The following is a 16,735-nucleotide window of genomic DNA, read 5'->3' as shown; positions in this document are numbered from 1 at the left end:
ATATCTAAATGCGAAACATTTGCAACAACAGGAGGTAAACCATGAAACAAGATCGGTCAACTGCGCATCGGAATTTAAAATCACCCAACATTAAAACACGAAAACGCGCATTAAAAATAATCAAACAATTACGTAAAAAGGGGAAATAAACATGAAAAAAGAAATTCATCCAGAATATCGAAAAGTTGTCTTTATGGATATCAATACACAAGCTCAATTTATCATTGGTTCTACGATTCAAACAGATAAAACGATAACACTTGAAGATGGGCGTGTGATGCCACTTGTAAATCTTGATATATCGTCAACATCGCATCCATTTTATACCGGAAAACAACGAGAAACGCGTGTTGAAGGTCAAATTGCGAAATTTAATCGTAAGTTTAAATCACAACAATAAAAAAAGCCCTTTATCTAGATAAAGGGCTTTTCGTTTAATCTAAAGGTGTCCAAACAAATTTCTTAACAATTGCTGTTGTTACAAGATAGAGACCGACGATTCCAAGAACGTATGCTAGATGATTTAAACTTAAAACTTGAAGTTCAATTGACTGAGCAAGCGGAGTTAGAACGAAGATTAATGTAATAAGTACAGCAAGTGCTGAGACGCCTACTAAGATCGAAGCAGGTTTGTTCTTGAATGAGAACGGTTTTTTAGCACGAATTACAAAGATAATGAGTGCTTGCGATAAGATTCCAAATGTAAACCAGAATGTTTGGAATAAGGTCGCTTGTTCGGCAGTATTTACGCCGAGCACATACCATAGTGTGATAAAGCACAGGATATCAAATACTGAACTTAAAGGTCCAAATACTGACATAAAGTGTACCAATCGATCCGATTCAAGTTTGCGTGGTTTATCGAGATCTGATTCGTCGCAATTATCAAATGGAATCCCTGTTTGAGCAAGATCACTGAGTAAGTTTTGAACAAGAATATGAACGGGTAACAGCGGTAAGAAAGGCAAGAAGATACTTGCAACGATTACGGAAATCATATTTCCGACATTACCACTAACAGCCATTTCTAAGTACTTAATCATATTAACAATTGTCTTTCGGCCTTCCATGATTCCCTTTTCTAAAACCGTTAGGTCTTTTTTAAGAAGAATAATGTCGGCACTTTCTTTGGCAATGTCAACCGCAGTATCAACTGAGATTCCAACATCAGCTTGTTTTAATGCAAGGGCATCGTTGATACCGTCGCCTAAGAAACCAACTGTATGATTGTTTGCCTGGAATGCTTCCACAATACGTTGTTTTTGAACGGGTGATATTTTAGCGAAGAGATGACATGTACCTACAACGGCTTGAAGTTGTTCATCACTCATTTCTTCAATATCTTTGCCCATATATGTTACTTCTGTATCAATCCCAACTTTACTACATACTTTCTTAGCTACACCTAAACTATCTCCGGTGATAACAACAACATCGACACCATGACGATTTAAACTCTCAATCGTTGGTTTTGCGCTTTCTTTAGGTGGATCAAGGAATCCAATAAAACCAATGAGTACGAGATCTCTTTCATCTTCGACACTGAATTCATGATCTGTTGGTAGTTCATTTTTTTGTGCAACGGCAATCATACGCAAACCATCATTATTATGTTGCATATAGACATCCATTGCTTCTTCACGTGTTTCATCATCGAGTGGGTATACTTTTCCATCACGATCGATATAGGAACACAATTTCATGATTTCTTCAACAGCACCCTTTGTAATAAGTTGTTTTTTATCGTTACTGTCTTCCAAAATAACACTCATTCGACGACGTGCAAAATCAAATGGAATTTCATCAACAATTGTATAATAGTTAACTAAGTCATCCATGTTGTAACTTGTTGCACGTTCAATAATTGCAAGGTCAATTAAGTTTTTTAGTCCACTTTGGAAATACGAGTTTAGATAAGCATGTCGCAATACACGCATGTCATCTTCACCGGTTGTATCCATATATCGTTCTAAAATAATATCATCCTGAGTAATCGTACCGGTTTTATCGGTACACAAGACATCCATTTCACCAAATGATGAAATTGAACTTTGTGATTTCACAATGGTTTGATGTTTAGACATGTTTATCGCACCACGTGCCAAGCCACTGCTAAGGACTACAGGGAGCATTTCAGGTGTTAATCCGACTGCTACGGTGAGGGCAAAAACAAATGATTCAATAGGATTTGCCTTAAAGATCCAATTTAGGATGAAAATTGCGGGTAGCATAATGAGCATTAATTTCATAAGCAAGCGACTTACTGTTGAAATACTGCTTTCGAAACTATTTGGACGTTTTGAATTTTTTAATGATCGGTTCATTTGTCCAAGATAAGTATCGCTACCTGTTCGAATTACAACCGCACGCGCGGAACCGGAAACAACGTTTGTTCCCATTAAACATAAATTCGTAAAGTCACTGTCTGCATCCATTTGGGATTCGTCAAATTTAACAAATTTCTCAATAGGTTGAGATTCACCGGTTAGTGTGGCTTGTGAAATAAATAAATCTTTTGCGGAAATTACTCGCATATCTGCAGGAATAATATCTCCAGCAGATAGACGGACAACATCCCCTAAGACAAGATCATCAATTGAAATTTCTATAAATTGACCATCGCGAAGCGCTGCCGTTGTATTAGAAACCATATTTAAAAGTTTCTCGCTGGCTGCACTGGATCGCTCATCTTGAATAAATGAAATCAGTGTAGAAATAATAATAATAATTGCTAAAATTGAAATGGTTAAATAATCTTTTTCCTGTGTTAATAAAATATCCGTAACAAATGTAATTACGATAACGACCATTAAGACTAAATTAAATGGATTAATTAAAACGTTAACAAATCCAATAAGAGGGTTTTTCTTTTTTTGAGGCTTGATCTCATTAGGACCATATTCTTCGAGCTTTTCCTCTGCTCGATTGGATGTATAACCCTCTGGAGATGCATCCAATTGTTCAAACAATTCCTCTTGGTTAAGTTGGAGTGTTTGAATTAGCTCTTTGTTTGTTACTGACATAGTTATAAACTCCCTTCATACTGTCATGTATGAACAAAATTTATCGATGACTTTCTTGAGGTGTACCCAAGGGGTCATCATCCAAAGATCGTTCACTAATACTGTCGTTCATGCAACTCTGACCTTCCATTGGTTTTCACCTCCTCACTTTAAAACTATAACAAATTGAGGTCCATTAAGCAATAAAATCGAGGAGACATTGAAACTTAATGGTAAGAATATTTAACAGTTATGATATAATTCAAAAAAGTGGGAGGTAACATATGAAAAATGTAAACTTGAGCAATGAACTCGGAATTGATACAGTACTCTTTGATTTGGACGGTACAATTCTACCGCTTGATGGGGATGACTTTGAACGAACATATTTAACATCGATTACACAAAAAGTCGCACATATTATTGAACCGGAAGCAATGGCAAAAGCGTTGTGGAAATCAAGTGCGGCAATGATTCAAAATACTGATATTTTTAAAACGAACGAACAGGTGTTTTATGATTGTTTTGAAACACTGGTTGGTACAGAAATTAAAACTCAAATTGATGCGATATTAGATGATTATTACGAACATGAATATGACATCGTGGAGACGGTTACATCGATTTCAAAACCGATGGTTGATGCGGTTTATTATTTAAGAGAAAAAGGATACAAAGTAATTCTAGCAACCAATCCGCTTTTCCCAAAACTTGCCACGGATAAACGAATTTGGTGGTCGGGTCTCGAATTAGATGATTTTGATGATATTACTCGATTTGAGAAAAATCATCATTGTAAACCCAACCCAATGTATTATGAAGAAATAATAAGTGATAATAAGTTGGATCCGAATGCGTGTCTAATGATTGGGAATGATGTTGAAGAAGACATGATGGCATCACAATTTGGGATGAAGACGTGGTTATTAACGGATAATTTAATTCATCGTGGCTCAGATTATCATTGTGACTGGATGGGTTCACGAGAGGAATTAATTAAGAAAATAAAGGAGTTGTTTTAATGCGTATAGGATCAGTAAAAGAACGAAAAGATTTTGAACAACGTGTAGGGATTATGCCTTCTCATGTTATTGAATATATTAAAAACGGTCATGAAGTCTATGTGGAGTCTGGGTTAGGCCTTGGGAGTGGCTTTACCGATGAAGAATACCAACATAACGGTGCCATTCTTTGTGATGATGCTGCTTCTGTTTGGAAACAATCAGAAATGATCATTAAAGTAAAAGAACCCATCGCAGAAGAATATGATTTAATGCAACCCAATCAAATTCTTTTCACATACTTGCATCTAGCCGATAATTTACCCTTAGCTAAAGCATTAATGGAACGGAATGTAATTGCCGTGGCCTATGAGACTGTGACAGATGAATTAGGGCGCTTACCGCTATTAAAACCAATGTCTGAAGTAGCAGGGCGACTCTCGATTCAAGAGGGTGCGAAATACTTAGAAAAAACCTATGGTGGAAAGGGAATTTTATTATCTGGGGTTCCTGGTGTCCGTGGGGGTCATGTTGTCATTATTGGTGGTGGTGTTGTTGGTATGAGTGCATGTAAAACGGCGTTAGGAACGGGAGCAACCGTGAGTGTAATGGATCGGAATTTAGATCGATTGGCTTATATTGAAGATGTTTTCGGAACTGCTGTCAATACAATATATAGTGACTCAAAAAATATTGAAGATGAGCTCCGCCGTGCTGATGTTGTGATTGGAAGTGTCTTACTTCCTGGTGCTCGTGCCCCAAAATTGGTAACGCGTGACCATTTAAAAATTATGGAACCTGGAACCGTGTTAGTTGATGTAGCGATTGATCAAGGGGGATGCTTTGAGTCCAGTCACCCAACAACTCACAGCAATCCGGTATTTGTTGACCAGGGAATTGTTCATTACTGTGTTACCAACATGCCAGGGGCGGTTCCAAAAACTTCAACCTATGCGTTGGGGAATGCGACTTTACCATATGGTTTAAAAATTGCTAACAGTGGTATTCATGAAGCGGTAACCAATGATCCAGGGATTAAAAATGGTTTAAATATTTATCACGGACAGGTTGTGAATGACGCGGTTGCGGCTGCACTTGATTTAGAATATATTGAATATGAAAACTGTGTTAAAGTGGTGCAACTTTAGTGGTTATTTGTTAGAATGTAGTAAAGGAGGTGGCCGTCATACCAAATGTTATTACACATGGGCTGATGGCACTCGATGTTTATAATGAACTTGACGTGTCTACAGTCCAAAAAGCGATAAAAAAACATCCGCGAGCATATTTGCTTGGGAGCAATGGACCCGATATTTTGTTTTATTACAAAGTATTTCCATGGCAAGATCAAGAACTGAATAAAATTGTCGCTGATTATGGTGGGATTGTGCACCGAACTCATGTTAATGATTTTTATAATCAAGCGGTGAGTTTTATAAAGGAAATGAAAGATGAACGAAGAAAAACCATTCTAATTGCGTTTATTGCCGGACATTTTCAACATTGGTCTTTGGATACCTTAGCGCATCCATTTGTATTTTATCGCGGAGGCGAAATTGCTGGATCAACACGTTACTGGCATTTTCGATATGAGTCAATGCTAGACTCACTCATGGTTACATATGTAAAACGACGGGATATGGCATCGTTAAAACCAAAACGATTTGTCGATGTCAATGAAGAAGAACGACGTGTTATTGCTTCGTTTTATCAAACAATGCTCGTTCAAGTTTTTGGAATCTATTTGGAACCCTTAGTAATTGAAGAAGCAATTAGTTCCTTTAAAAAGATTTTGAATTATTTATACGATCCGCACAATATTATGACTCCAGTGATTCAAAAACTGGAACGTAAAATGGCTTATCCGTGGGCGTTTTCAAGTCATATCGTAAATTCGAATATCGATGCGCGATACGACGTTCTTAACTTAAAGCGTGAAACATGGTCAAACCCAACAAATATCGATGATACATCGAACGAGACATTTATGGAACTCTATGAGTCATCCATTGTGCTAGGAAATGAATGCATCGGGGCTTTAAACGATGCATTAGAACACAATGAACCTGTAAATTTTGACGCACTTCTAGGAGATCGTCGCTATGATACAGGGCGTCCACCCGGACGTGAGATGAAATACTATGATAGTATTTATCAAAAGTAAAAAACAATAACAATAATAGGGAGGGTTTTATATGTTAGTTTATATTCATGGAAAAAATGTGGAAATCACAGATGCAATGCAAGAAAAGGTGGAAGAAAAATTAGAATTCTTACACAAATATTTCGAGGTAGATGACTCATGGCGTGCAAATGTGGTTGTGAATGTTTATCCTCAAGGTTCAAAAGTTGAAGTGACGATTACATCAAAAATTGGACCACTACGTGCCGAAGTTTTACATGAAGATTTCTATGCAGCACTCGATCGAGTTGTTGATAAATTAGAAGATCAAATTCGCCGTCATAAAACAAAAATTTCACGTAAAAATCGTGAGGGCTTATCACAAGCATTCTTAAATATGATTGCGGAATCTGAGGCAAAAGAAGAATCTAAACTTGTTAAGACAAAATCCATTGTGGCTGAAAAAATGAATCTTAATGATGCGATTGTAGATATGGAAATGTTGGGTCACTCATTCTTTATTTATACGGATGATGAAACATCAGATGTTGCAGTTGTCTATAAACGTCTTGATGGCGATTATGGTTTACTCGAAGTCGATCGCGATAACGATTAATTTTCAACGATTAATATGATATGATATACTTATCAAAACGGAGGTTTGAACAATGAGCTTTAAAGATAAACTTAAAAATATTCTTACACCGGTTGAAGATGAATATCTTGAACTAACTGACGAGGAGGCTGAGAGCTTGAGCGAATATGAAACACCACGCGCATCTTCGGAAGCGCCTAAACTACCATCAGATACAAAAATGGTTTTATTTGAACCGCGATCATTTGAAGAATCTGAGGAGGTTGCTCGTTATCTAAAAGAGAAACGTGCAGCAGTTGTAAACTTACATCGATTACAACGTGACTATGCACAACGTACGATTGATTTCTTAACCGGAGTTGTGTTTGCACTTGATGGATCAATTCAAAAAATTGGCCACAATGTAATTCTTTGTACACCACGTACAATAGGAGTTCAAGGGGAAATTAGTATGAACCTTGAAGATTTAGATCAATAGTAATTGAGTATGTCTCATAAACCCAAATTTAGAGTGATGCGCCAAGGGTATGATCGCTTTGAAGTTGATCAAATGATTGCGAATTTGGAACATGATAAAACGATATTAACAAAACAAATTGAACTTTATCAAAAACAAGTGGAGTCATTACAGGAACAACGTGATATAATCAAAAAGCGATATCAACAATTGGTAAGCGAAAGTGGTGTTCGTGAGAAAGCTGCAGAAGAAATGTCGCGGCTTGCCTTACGGGAAGCAAATTCAATTATCGATACAGCCTATATGAATGCGGACATGATTGTTCGTGAGGCGATGTCTACATCGCGTCAAGTACTCGTTGAAATAGCTCGTATTTCAAATGAATCAAACGAACTCCGTGACGAATTAAAAGAAAAATTAATGGAATTAGAGGTGGCAATTGACGATTTAACCTTGCCAGATGCGCCCAATTCCAAACTTATTGGTGAAGATCAAGACACATTAAAACGATAAATTGTTTCAGAGAGCTTGTGGCTGGTGAAAACAAGTAACAATCCGTTTTAGTATCACTTGTGAACCTTACTTTTGAAATTATAGTAGGAAGTACGTACTACGGCGTTAACGTATTGAGATTACAGATTACTCTGTAAATTAAGGTGGTACCGCGTTGAAGACGCCCTTATGAGGGTGTCTTTTTTATATGTTAGGAGCAAAAATATGAACTACAAAGACACACTGTTATTACCCAAAACAGATTTTGAAATGAGAGGAAATCTTAATAAAAAAGAACCTGGAATTCAAGCAGATTGGGATAAAATGAACTTGTATGAACGAATGCAAGAAGTGCGCGAGGGCGCACCACTTTTTACCGTGCATGATGGTCCTCCTTATGCAAATGGAAACATCCATATTGGTCATGCTTTGAATGGTATTCAAAAAGATTTAATTATTCGTACCAAATTTATGGCAGGTTATCAAACACCATTTAGACCAGGTTGGGATACACACGGGTTGCCTATTGAAAACGCAATTCAAAAATTAGGTGTCAATCGCAAAGAAATGCCGATTTATGAATTCAGAGCACTTTGTGAGAAGTATGCTCATGAGCAAGTGGCGATTCAAATGGCTGATTTTAAATCGTTGGGTAAAATTGGTGATTATAAGAACCCTTATTTGACCCTTAATAAGGATTTCGAAGCAACACAAATTCGTGTATTTGCGGAAATGGCGATGAAAGGGATGATTTATAAAGGATTAAAACCGGTATATTGGTCACCATCCAGTGAATCAGCACTCGCTGAAGCGGAAATTGAATACCGTGAACGTCGTGACCCTGCAATTTTTGTCGCATTTGACGTTGTTGATGGCAAAGGCGTATTGGATGCAGGCGATAAGATGGTTATTTGGACAACGACGCCTTGGACCATTCCAGCAAACCTTGCAATCTCTGTTAATGCAAACATGGATTATGTTCTAGTTAAAACTGAGAAGGGTAATATGGTGTTTATGGAAACACTTATGGAATCCGCACTTAAAGAATTAGAACTTGAACAGGGCGAAATTTTAAAACGTTTTAAAGGACGCGATATTGAAGGTGTAACAACACAGCATCCGCTTTATGACCGTTTGTCACCTGTATTAAATGGTGATCATGTAACGGATGAAGCGGGTACCGGTTGTGTTCATACAGCGCCTGACCATGGGGTTGATGACTTTAATGTTTGTGCACTTTACGGTATTAAACCAATCAGTCCTGTCAACGAACAAGGTGTTTTAACTGAAGTTACTGGTGAATTTGCGGGATTGTTCTTTGAAGATGCAAATAAAGCCGTAACCATGAGACTTGAATCCTTGGGTGCTTTATTAAAAATGGGATGGATTAAACATAGTTATGCACATGATTGGAGAACAAAAAAACCAATTATCTATCGTGCAACAACACAATGGTTTGCATCCATTGACTCCGTACGTCAAAATGTATTGGATGAAATTGAAAAGGTGGAATGGACACCTAAATGGGGTCAAAAACGCATGCATAATATGATTGCAGACCGTGGTGACTGGTGTATTTCACGTCAACGTGTTTGGGGCGTTCCAATTCCAATTTTCTACGCTGAAGATGGAACACCAATTATTGAACAAGATGTTTTTGATCATGTAGCAGATTTAGTTGAACAATTTGGTACCAATGTATGGTTTGAGCGTGAAGCAATTGATTTACTGCCAGAAGGTTATACTCATCCAAATTCACCTAATGGTACATTTAAGAAAGAAACGGATATCATGGATGTTTGGTTTGATTCTGGATCTTCACATACGGCAGCACTAAATCACTGTAAAACACCACTTCCTGTTGATGTTTATGCAGAAGGTTCTGATCAATACCGAGGTTGGTTTAATTCATCACTTATTATTTCAGTGGCCCTCTATGGTTTTGCCCCATATAAACAAGTTGTAAGTCATGGATTTATTATGCATGATGACGGTGAAAAAATGAGTAAATCAAAAGGGAATGCTTTAAGTCCTCAAGCAATTACAGAGACTTTAGGAGCAGATATTTTACGCCTTTGGGTTGCAAGTGTAGATTACCATTCTGATATCAAAATGTCCCAAGACTTATTGAAACAAGTATCTGAATCTTACCGTAAGATTCGAAATACATTTAGATTTATGCACGGAAACCTTGCGAACTTTGATATTGAGACAGATGGTATTGCCATCGAAGAATTGTCATTGTTAAACCGTTATGTTCTAAACGAAGTAATTCGTGTTAATAAAGAAGCACAAGAGGCATATAAAGCCTTTGACTATCAAAAAGTTACAACAGCAGTTGTTAGTTCATTAACAAATATGATGTCATCCTATTATCTAGACTATACCAAAGATATTCTTTATATTGAAAAAGAAGACGACCGTGCTCGCCGTGAAATCCAAACTGTTATTTACCACGCATTGATGATTTATTCACGCATTATGGCACCGATTCTTGTTCATACAACTGAAGAATTGAATCGTGTCTTTAGACCTGAGGACGAGAGTATTCACCTTCAAGCGTTTAGTCAATTGGTTGATCCAGTTCTTTCAAGTGAAGAGGTTGTGGAAATGGATTCGCTCTTAAAATTACGTGAAGCTGTTTTCAAAGCACTTGAAGAAAAACGGGCAGAGAAGATTATTGGTAAATCCTTGGAAGCCCATGTGCGTCTTCATCTTGATGATGAAAACGCAGGTCGTGTGCGAGATATTCTCGGCAAACATGATGCACAATGGTTTATCGTGTCAAAACTAGAACTTGTAGAAGATGCATTAACAGACGTTATGGGATTTGAAATCGCTGTTGATAAAGTGGAAGGTCATACATGTCCACGCTGTTGGAATATTGTTGATGTTGTGGGTGAAGATGAACTTTGTCTTCGTTGTCATAATGTTGTCAAGGCGTAGATATGATCATTACATCACTTCAAAATGATTTCATCAAACACTGTGCTAAATTGAATAAGAAGAAGTATCGGGATGAATATAATGAAGTATTGATCGAGGGAGAGCATCTTATACAAGAGGCTGAAACAGCTGGAATTGTAAAGAAAACAGTAGGATTATCTGAAAATAATGATATTCAAATTACGGAACACATCGCTCATAAGCTCTCCAATACGGTATCGGGATCTTCGCAATTTGCGGTGATTTCGAAACCTCATTATGAATTAAAAAAAACTGAACGCTATTTAATTTGTGATGGCATTCAAGATCCGGGGAATCTTGGTACGATTATTCGCACAGCGCACAGTTTTGGGTTCGACGCAGTTATTGTGTCTGAAACCTGCGTCGATGAATTTAATCATAAAGTGATTCGTTCAACTCAAGGATCGATATTTCATATTCCAGTCATTCGAATGTCCTTGGCAATGGCAATCACTCAAATAAAATCGTGGGAGGTACCTGTATTTGCAAGTTATCTCGGCGAGAATACGCACAATTTACAAGATATCCAAACCCATCCAATTGCGGTTGTGATGGGTTCCGAAGGAAGCGGTGTATCTGATTCAATCGTGGACTTGTGTGATGGTACGGTTAAGATTGAAACATCACAGTTTGAATCACTAAACGTTGCGATTGCAACAGCAATAATCTGTTACACGCTTCGAAAATAGGGAGGAACCATGGAATTAAGATCGTTTACGGATTCTGATTTACCATTATATGTAGAACTTGCAACCAAATTTCTTACAAGTCCCGCATGTTTTGGAGAACCAGATTTTGAATTGTTTACGCGAAACTTTAAGCACATCATTAAAGAAAACGACTGCTTTGGCTGGTTTTTAGTCGAAGATGGTAAAGTCTGTGGATACCTCTTAAGCTCAATTATGTTCTCAACTGAAGTTGGGGGCTTGCAGTTGTGGGTGGAAGAGTTGTCTGTTGAAGATGCATATCGGGGTCAAGGTCTTGGAACTGAGGCGTTATCCATTTTGATGGATGCGTTTCCCGATGTAGTGCGCTTTAGACTTGAGGTAACGCCAAGCAATAAAGGCGCGAAAAAATTATATGAACGTTTAGGATTTGAGTTTTTGGGATACGAACAAATGATTCTAGACCGATAAAAAAACTGCAGGAACGGAGATCTTATTGATTCTCTCAATTCCTGCAGTTTTTTATAAAAGCACCACACATTGAGTCGTTTGTGTGGTGCTTTTAGTAAGCTTATTTATTGTCTGTGTACAATTGATTTACTTTTTCCCAATTAATAATTTCAAAGAAACTATTGATATAATCAGGACGACGGTTTTGATAATTAAGATAATATGCATGTTCCCAAACATCAAGACCTAAAATAGGTGTTAACCCTTCTGAAATAGGGTTATCTTGATTTGCCGTTGAAACGACTTTAAGTGATTTGGTTTCATCCAACACTAACCAAGCCCATCCACTACCGAAGCGTGTTTTTGCCGCATTTGAAAATGATTCTTTAAATGCTTCAAACGAACCAAAATCTTTATTAATTGCATTCATGAGCGCTTCACCAGGTTCTTGACCTTTTTGAGGGGATAAGAATTCCCAAAACATTGTATGGTTTAAATGACCACCACCATTGTTTTGAACCGCTGTACGAATGTCTGCTGGGACATTGTTTAAGTTCTCAATTAGGTTTGTTAATGATTCTTGCTCCAATTCTGGGTGCTTTTCAAGTGCTGTATTTAAGTTTGTAATATATGTTTGATGATGCTTTGTGTAATGAATTTCCATTGTTTTTGCATCGATTTGTGGTTCTAATGCATTAAATTCATATGAAAGTTCGGGTAATTTATAAGTCATCGTAAGTCCTCCTCTATTTATAAGTAAATTGTAACAAAGATGAAGGGGATGGTCTAACTAAATGCCTAGAAGTGCAGAATACTTTTCGATGAGATAATCAATGTAGTAATCAGGGTTGAAGGGTTCGTTGGTTACGTTCTTGATTATTGTTTGTGTATCGTACATCCCGCCGTATTGATGAATGTGGTCACGTAGCCATTGGAATATAAGGTCCATTCTACCGTCTAACAGTGCCTCATCAACATTTACGTCCTCTTGCATTTTCTTCATGAATTGAGCAGCGTATGCTGTACCAAGTGCGTAGGTTGGGAAATACCCAAATGAGGCATCGCTCCAATGTACATCTTGAAGAATTCCATTGCTTGGATTTTCAGGGGTAATTCCAAGTAATTGTGTCATTTGATCTGCGAAATATTGATCAAGTCCCTCAGCGCTGTGATTATGATTGAAAATCTCTTTTTCGGTATTATAGCGAACCATGATGTGAAGCGGGTAAGTGAGTTCATCAGCTTCTACTCGGATAAAGCCTTTTTCTACATAATTAATCCCTTTTATAAATGTATCGAGGTCAACATCATTTAATATATGGGGAATAATTGCTTGAAGCTTTGGATACAGTGGTGTCCAAAACGATTTGCTTCTTCCAATCATATTTTCCATTAAACGTGATTGTGATTCGTGAAGACTCATACTCATACTATCCGCAATCGGATAGCCTTCAAATTCAATATTGACTTGGTGATTATACATTGAATGACCGATTTCATGGATGATTGAAAAAATATTTGAGGTGAAATCATTTTCGTAATAATGTGTTGTGATACGAGAGTCGTTAATTGAGAACGTACTGCTGAAGGGATGCGCAGCATGTCCCATGTAACCAAAGGATGCATCATATCCCATATGATCTTTGATTAGATTTGAAATGAGATCTTGCTCATGGGTTGTTACCGTTGCGGTTAAAAACGCAGGTTTTGGACCTTGAGCTTTAATGACTCTATCGATAAATGGGACAAGTTTTTGCTCTAGTTTATTGAAAAAACCTTCAACATGCGCTTCACGCAACCCGTCTTCATAATCATCTAAGCATGATTCATAGATGCTTAAACTTGATTCGCGATGACGAATGGCGTTTTTTTGACCGGCAATGAGTGCATCAAGATCGTTTTTAAAAAGACTGTAGTCGCCTTTTTCACGAGCATCTTCCCATGATTGTTGTGAGTCATATTTTAATTTATCAAATGCAATATACTCAGCAGATGGAATGTTTTTAATTTTATCGAGCTGACGTAATTGTGTTTTTGCACTTTCAGCGATAATTGGGTTATCATGATTTTCATTTTCCTTCAAAATCTGATAGGTTGTTGGATCGGTAAGTAGCTCAAAATATTCGCCTGAGAGAATCGATAGGGCCTTATTTCGAAAAGCTGCACCATTTCTTGGAGCAATGGTGAGTGCGTCAAAACTCATTGTTGTTATTGCAAGGTTTAAACTATTCAATTTATCGAGTAATACTTCATATGTCATATAGTGACCTCCTAATTATTCCTTATATTGTACCGCAAGCAGTGATAAAATGAAATAAATAACAAAGCTTGCATCCATTTCTGTTTTTTTATGACAAAAGTCATGTATAATAAATCTATATATGGGAGGGTTCATTATGTATGATAAATGCGTTGAAATGTTAAACAGTCGTGGCGTTGAAATTTCAGATATTATCGAATGTGTTGTTTTTCTCCAAAAGGACTATGTCGAAGATATCGATTCGGTTGACATCCACTCGATAGTGAACAGTGTTTTGAATAAGCGAGAAGTTCAGCATGCGTTAATAACAGGTATTAATATTGATATTTCCGTCGAAAATAAAAACTTCGGTGGTGAAACGATTGAGGACATCATACATCGTGATGAAGGTCTCTACGGCATCGATGAAGTACTCGCCTATGGAATTTGTAACCTTTATGGATCAATTGCACTCACGAATTATGGCTATATTGATAAAGTAAAACCTGGAATAATTGGTGCACTCAATGATCACAACAATGGGCAGTGTAATACATTTTTAGATGATATTGTAGGAGCAATTGCTGCATCAGCTGCGAGCAAATTAGCTCACAGTCAACATCAAGAAAGTAATACAAAGCAATAACGTAATAACTCATAAAAGAAAAGGTGGTGTTATCTGTGTATTCTTCAAATGACGTTGCTCTAACTGTAGAAAAACTTTTAAAACGCTTGGAAGTAGAGAAAGATGGGCTGGTTCTTGTTCATGAAAGCGATGGATTTGACCCGTTTTACTCAAAAATTATTCTGGATAGAATCCAAAGTCATATGAAAGATGGAACTGTTTGTGTATTTGGTGATTGCGAGTTCAATTCGGATGTACTTGTTAAGGATATGGTTCCCTACATCTCAAATCAAGAACGTCTTGTTCTCTCAAGTGGGAAAATGATGCAACTCATGACACTTCAACAAGAATGCATTTATGCAACACACCCGAGTTTGATGATAGCGACTGCCGGTAAATTTAGTCGTTATTTCGGAAGACCGACGGATTTAGATTTTCCTTATGGAACCCATTCTGTATTCACTGATTTTTATGATCTAAATGCTACCTTAATTTTAGTCGGCGATGTCTTAGAATTATTTGAGGCCAAGTTTGCGTATGCTACACTTGACCATCATGTTATTCGAAAGACTGCCTGTCTAAAGGATAAGTCGGTGATGACGTATCTGGATATTGTCCCCAATTATACTCGTATTTATGATTTGGTATTTAATTCTAAACTGCTTCTTTATGAGCAATTGGATGGGCAGACACTTTACGGGGTCAAATACCGAGATTTTATTGATTATTTAAGAGAGGTACTTTAACCTCTTTTTTATTTTGCTTGTAAAATATATAATAAGAAAGGATGTTTTAATTCAACGATTCTAAAGTATTGAGGTGACTTTAATGAAAACTAAAGATCTTGTAACAATAGCAATGTATGCATCACTTTTCTCAGTTTTGGAGTATATTACGGTTACGTTTGATGTTTTGAAATTGCCACAAGGTGGCTCTATTTCTCTAAGTATCATTGTTTTAATAATCGCAAGTTATCAATTAGGGTTTAAAAAATCGCTCTGTGTAGCAATTTTATCTTTTGTCGTAAAATTTATGGTCAAAACGCCCATGGTGGTTCACTGGATTCAATTTCTATTTGATTACATTTTTGCGTATTCTGCCTACTCAATCGCCGGTCTCATTCCGAATCTCAAAGTCCACGATCTATCCCTACCGTTTGGTGTCATCGTTTCAAATATATTAAGATTCATAATCCATACAATTTCAGGGCTTTTATTCTATGCTGAGTTTTATCGTGGGAATGTCCTACTCGGTGTTGTTTCATATAACGCAACTTATATGGTTCCAACTACAATCATATCATTCGCATTCATTTTAGCGATTCTACCTAAAATGAATGCTTTGTTAACGCCACGAACTTCAATTAAGAATAGAAATTAGGATAATATTGTGTATAATGTTAAAGGATGGGAAGTGTTGTTATGTTACCAAAAATTGGAGAAGTAATTTATATTCAAAGTTATAAACACGATGGGTCACTCCATCGAACATGGTCAAGTGGAACGGTGCTCGATGTCGATTCAGAAAAAATCGTGCTAATAACATACAAAACCTGGGTTGTTGAGTCTGATGGAAGAAGATGGTTTACCCGTGAACCAGCAATTTGTTTCTATTACTTAAATCGTTGGTATAATGTTATTTCGATGATTCGTAATAAGGGTGTATATTATTACTGTAATCTTGCTTCACCAAGTGTGTTCGATGAAGAGGGTCTTAAGAATATAGACTACGATCTGGATGTTAAGGTTTTTCCAGATGGAAAATATATTGTTCTAGATGAAGATGAGTTTGAAGAGCATCAAGTATTAATGAATTATTCGCAAGAAATTATTGATGTTGTAGTCGAAGAAAAAGACCGTTTGGTCGAACAGGTAAAGAGCAAAAGTTATCCATTTAACGAAGAAGAAATCTATAGATATTTCGATAAATATTTAACGGTAAAAGAATTTAAATAAAAATCCATAAAACATTTGACAAATCTATAGATGTGGGATATTATATACAAGCGCTAAGGGAAACCGAGTGCAGAAAATGGTCTTTGAAAACTAAACAGGAAACGTCAATTTCAAAAAGAAATACGGATAAATAAATAAACAAAACTCGTCAGAGTTAAAAAGAGA

General features: G+C 36.9%; 18 protein-coding genes and 1 other annotated feature. Of the genes, 15 read left to right on the top strand and 3 right to left on the bottom strand.

What is annotated here, in order from left to right; translation table 11 throughout:
* Window positions 1–41: 41 nt before the first annotated feature.
* Complete coding sequence (locus tag EPJ89_RS07005; protein WP_125164333.1) at window positions 42–149, top strand: putative metal homeostasis protein; 108 nt, start codon at window positions 42–44, stop codon at window positions 147–149.
* 2 nt (window positions 150–151) lie between these two features.
* Window positions 152–400 (top strand): type B 50S ribosomal protein L31, encoded by a 249-nt coding sequence (locus EPJ89_RS07000; protein WP_125164334.1) that lies wholly within the window; start codon window positions 152–154, stop codon window positions 398–400.
* Between the two features lie 34 nt (window positions 401–434).
* On the opposite strand, the gene mgtA is transcribed toward EPJ89_RS07000, so the two are convergent.
* Window positions 435–3,023 (bottom strand): magnesium-translocating P-type ATPase, encoded by a 2,589-nt coding sequence (gene mgtA / locus EPJ89_RS06995; protein WP_200549349.1) that lies wholly within the window; start codon window positions 3,021–3,023, stop codon window positions 435–437.
* A gap of 263 nt (window positions 3,024–3,286) precedes the next feature.
* Between mgtA and EPJ89_RS06990 the strand changes: the two genes are divergently transcribed.
* The 9 genes from EPJ89_RS06990 to EPJ89_RS06950 all read left to right on the top strand — a co-directional run bounded on the left by EPJ89_RS06990 (window position 3,287) and on the right by EPJ89_RS06950 (window position 11,772).
* Window positions 3,287–4,024, top strand: coding sequence for an HAD family hydrolase (locus tag EPJ89_RS06990; protein WP_125164335.1), 738 nt, complete (start codon window positions 3,287–3,289; stop codon window positions 4,022–4,024).
* Window positions 4,024–5,151: an alanine dehydrogenase gene (gene ald / locus EPJ89_RS06985; protein ID WP_161637484.1), complete on the top strand. Its 1,128-nt coding sequence runs from the start codon at window positions 4,024–4,026 to the stop codon at window positions 5,149–5,151. Before EPJ89_RS06990 ends, ald begins: the two co-directional genes overlap by 1 nt.
* A 29-nt stretch (window positions 5,152–5,180) precedes the next feature.
* A complete protein-coding gene (locus tag EPJ89_RS06980) occupies window positions 5,181–6,167 on the top strand; it encodes a zinc dependent phospholipase C family protein (RefSeq protein WP_125164336.1) in 987 nt (328 codons plus the stop codon).
* A gap of 31 nt (window positions 6,168–6,198) precedes the next feature.
* Complete coding sequence (gene hpf, locus EPJ89_RS06975) at window positions 6,199–6,741, top strand: ribosome hibernation-promoting factor, HPF/YfiA family (RefSeq protein ID WP_003775373.1); 543 nt, start codon at window positions 6,199–6,201, stop codon at window positions 6,739–6,741.
* A gap of 52 nt (window positions 6,742–6,793) precedes the next feature.
* Complete coding sequence (locus EPJ89_RS06970; RefSeq protein ID WP_003775374.1) at window positions 6,794–7,198, top strand: cell division protein SepF; 405 nt, start codon at window positions 6,794–6,796, stop codon at window positions 7,196–7,198.
* 9 nt (window positions 7,199–7,207) lie between these two features.
* Window positions 7,208–7,690 carry a DivIVA domain-containing protein gene (locus EPJ89_RS06965; protein WP_125164337.1) on the top strand — a complete coding sequence of 161 codons (483 nt, stop codon included), beginning with the start codon at window positions 7,208–7,210 and terminating at the stop codon, window positions 7,688–7,690.
* Window positions 7,656–7,861: a binding site (T-box leader), on the top strand. (Overlaps the previous gene by 35 nt.)
* 33 nt (window positions 7,862–7,894) lie before the next feature.
* Window positions 7,895–10,615: an isoleucine--tRNA ligase gene (ileS, locus tag EPJ89_RS06960; protein ID WP_200549347.1), complete on the top strand. Its 2,721-nt coding sequence runs from the start codon at window positions 7,895–7,897 to the stop codon at window positions 10,613–10,615.
* A gap of 2 nt (window positions 10,616–10,617) precedes the next feature.
* Window positions 10,618–11,325, top strand: coding sequence for a TrmH family RNA methyltransferase (locus EPJ89_RS06955; protein ID WP_161637486.1), 708 nt, complete (start codon window positions 10,618–10,620; stop codon window positions 11,323–11,325).
* Between the two features lie 9 nt (window positions 11,326–11,334).
* Window positions 11,335–11,772, top strand: coding sequence for a GNAT family N-acetyltransferase (locus EPJ89_RS06950; RefSeq protein ID WP_161637487.1), 438 nt, complete (start codon window positions 11,335–11,337; stop codon window positions 11,770–11,772).
* 100 nt (window positions 11,773–11,872) lie between these two features.
* Here EPJ89_RS06950 and EPJ89_RS06945 read toward each other — a convergent pair whose 3' ends face one another.
* Both EPJ89_RS06945 and EPJ89_RS06940 read right to left on the bottom strand, forming a co-directional pair.
* Complete coding sequence (locus tag EPJ89_RS06945) at window positions 11,873–12,484, bottom strand: superoxide dismutase (protein WP_161637488.1); 612 nt, start codon at window positions 12,482–12,484, stop codon at window positions 11,873–11,875.
* 57 nt (window positions 12,485–12,541) lie between these two features.
* Window positions 12,542–14,011, bottom strand: a complete 1,470-nt coding sequence (locus EPJ89_RS06940; RefSeq protein WP_161637489.1) for a carboxypeptidase M32 — start codon at window positions 14,009–14,011, stop codon at window positions 12,542–12,544.
* A 136-nt stretch (window positions 14,012–14,147) separates the two neighbouring features.
* On the opposite strand from EPJ89_RS06940, the gene EPJ89_RS06935 reads away from it, so the two are divergent.
* The 4 genes from EPJ89_RS06935 to EPJ89_RS06920 all read left to right on the top strand — a co-directional run bounded on the left by EPJ89_RS06935 (window position 14,148) and on the right by EPJ89_RS06920 (window position 16,570).
* Entirely contained in the window at window positions 14,148–14,636 is a 489-nt protein-coding gene (locus EPJ89_RS06935) for a phosphatidylglycerophosphatase A family protein (RefSeq protein WP_200542964.1), read from the top strand.
* Window positions 14,637–14,671: 35 nt separating this feature from the next.
* Window positions 14,672–15,361, top strand: coding sequence for a hypothetical protein (locus EPJ89_RS06930; protein ID WP_161637491.1), 690 nt, complete (start codon window positions 14,672–14,674; stop codon window positions 15,359–15,361).
* Between the two features lie 82 nt (window positions 15,362–15,443).
* Entirely contained in the window at window positions 15,444–15,995 is a 552-nt protein-coding gene (locus tag EPJ89_RS06925; RefSeq protein WP_200549345.1) for an energy-coupled thiamine transporter ThiT, read from the top strand.
* Window positions 15,996–16,036: 41 nt separating this feature from the next.
* Window positions 16,037–16,570 (top strand): DUF402 domain-containing protein, encoded by a 534-nt coding sequence (locus EPJ89_RS06920; protein WP_161637492.1) that lies wholly within the window; start codon window positions 16,037–16,039, stop codon window positions 16,568–16,570.
* Window positions 16,571–16,735: the final 165 nt, after the last annotated feature.

This window comes from Erysipelothrix sp. strain 2 (EsS2-6-Brazil) (assembly GCF_016617625.1).
GTDB lineage: Bacteria > Bacillota_I > Bacilli_A > Erysipelotrichales > Erysipelotrichaceae > Erysipelothrix > Erysipelothrix piscisicarius.
This window is presented reverse-complemented; position numbering and strand designations above follow the sequence as displayed.

Bases quoted from the DNA above. Each gene is read 5' to 3' on its own strand.
- EPJ89_RS06925 (WP_200549345.1), top strand. From the start codon at position 15,444: ATGAAAACTAAAGATCTTGTAACAATAGCAATGTATGCATCACTTTTC.
- EPJ89_RS06950 (WP_161637487.1), top strand. From the start codon at position 11,335: ATGGAATTAAGATCGTTTACGGATTCTGATTTACCATTATATGTAGAA.
- ald (WP_161637484.1), top strand. From the start codon at position 4,024: ATGCGTATAGGATCAGTAAAAGAACGAAAAGATTTTGAACAACGTGTA.
- EPJ89_RS06935 (WP_200542964.1), top strand. From the start codon at position 14,148: ATGTATGATAAATGCGTTGAAATGTTAAACAGTCGTGGCGTTGAAATT.
- EPJ89_RS06990 (WP_125164335.1), top strand. From the start codon at position 3,287: ATGAAAAATGTAAACTTGAGCAATGAACTCGGAATTGATACAGTACTC.
- EPJ89_RS06955 (WP_161637486.1), top strand. From the start codon at position 10,618: ATGATCATTACATCACTTCAAAATGATTTCATCAAACACTGTGCTAAA.
- EPJ89_RS06970 (WP_003775374.1), top strand. From the start codon at position 6,794: ATGAGCTTTAAAGATAAACTTAAAAATATTCTTACACCGGTTGAAGAT.
- EPJ89_RS07000 (WP_125164334.1), top strand. From the start codon at position 152: ATGAAAAAAGAAATTCATCCAGAATATCGAAAAGTTGTCTTTATGGAT.
- EPJ89_RS07005 (WP_125164333.1), top strand. From the start codon at position 42: ATGAAACAAGATCGGTCAACTGCGCATCGGAATTTAAAATCACCCAAC.
- ileS (WP_200549347.1), top strand. From the start codon at position 7,895: ATGAACTACAAAGACACACTGTTATTACCCAAAACAGATTTTGAAATG.
- hpf (WP_003775373.1), top strand. From the start codon at position 6,199: ATGTTAGTTTATATTCATGGAAAAAATGTGGAAATCACAGATGCAATG.
- EPJ89_RS06945 (WP_161637488.1), bottom strand. From the start codon at position 12,484: ATGACTTATAAATTACCCGAACTTTCATATGAATTTAATGCATTAGAA.
- EPJ89_RS06965 (WP_125164337.1), top strand. From the start codon at position 7,208: ATGTCTCATAAACCCAAATTTAGAGTGATGCGCCAAGGGTATGATCGC.
- mgtA (WP_200549349.1), bottom strand. From the start codon at position 3,023: ATGTCAGTAACAAACAAAGAGCTAATTCAAACACTCCAACTTAACCAA.
- EPJ89_RS06940 (WP_161637489.1), bottom strand. From the start codon at position 14,011: ATGACATATGAAGTATTACTCGATAAATTGAATAGTTTAAACCTTGCA.
- EPJ89_RS06920 (WP_161637492.1), top strand. From the start codon at position 16,037: ATGTTACCAAAAATTGGAGAAGTAATTTATATTCAAAGTTATAAACAC.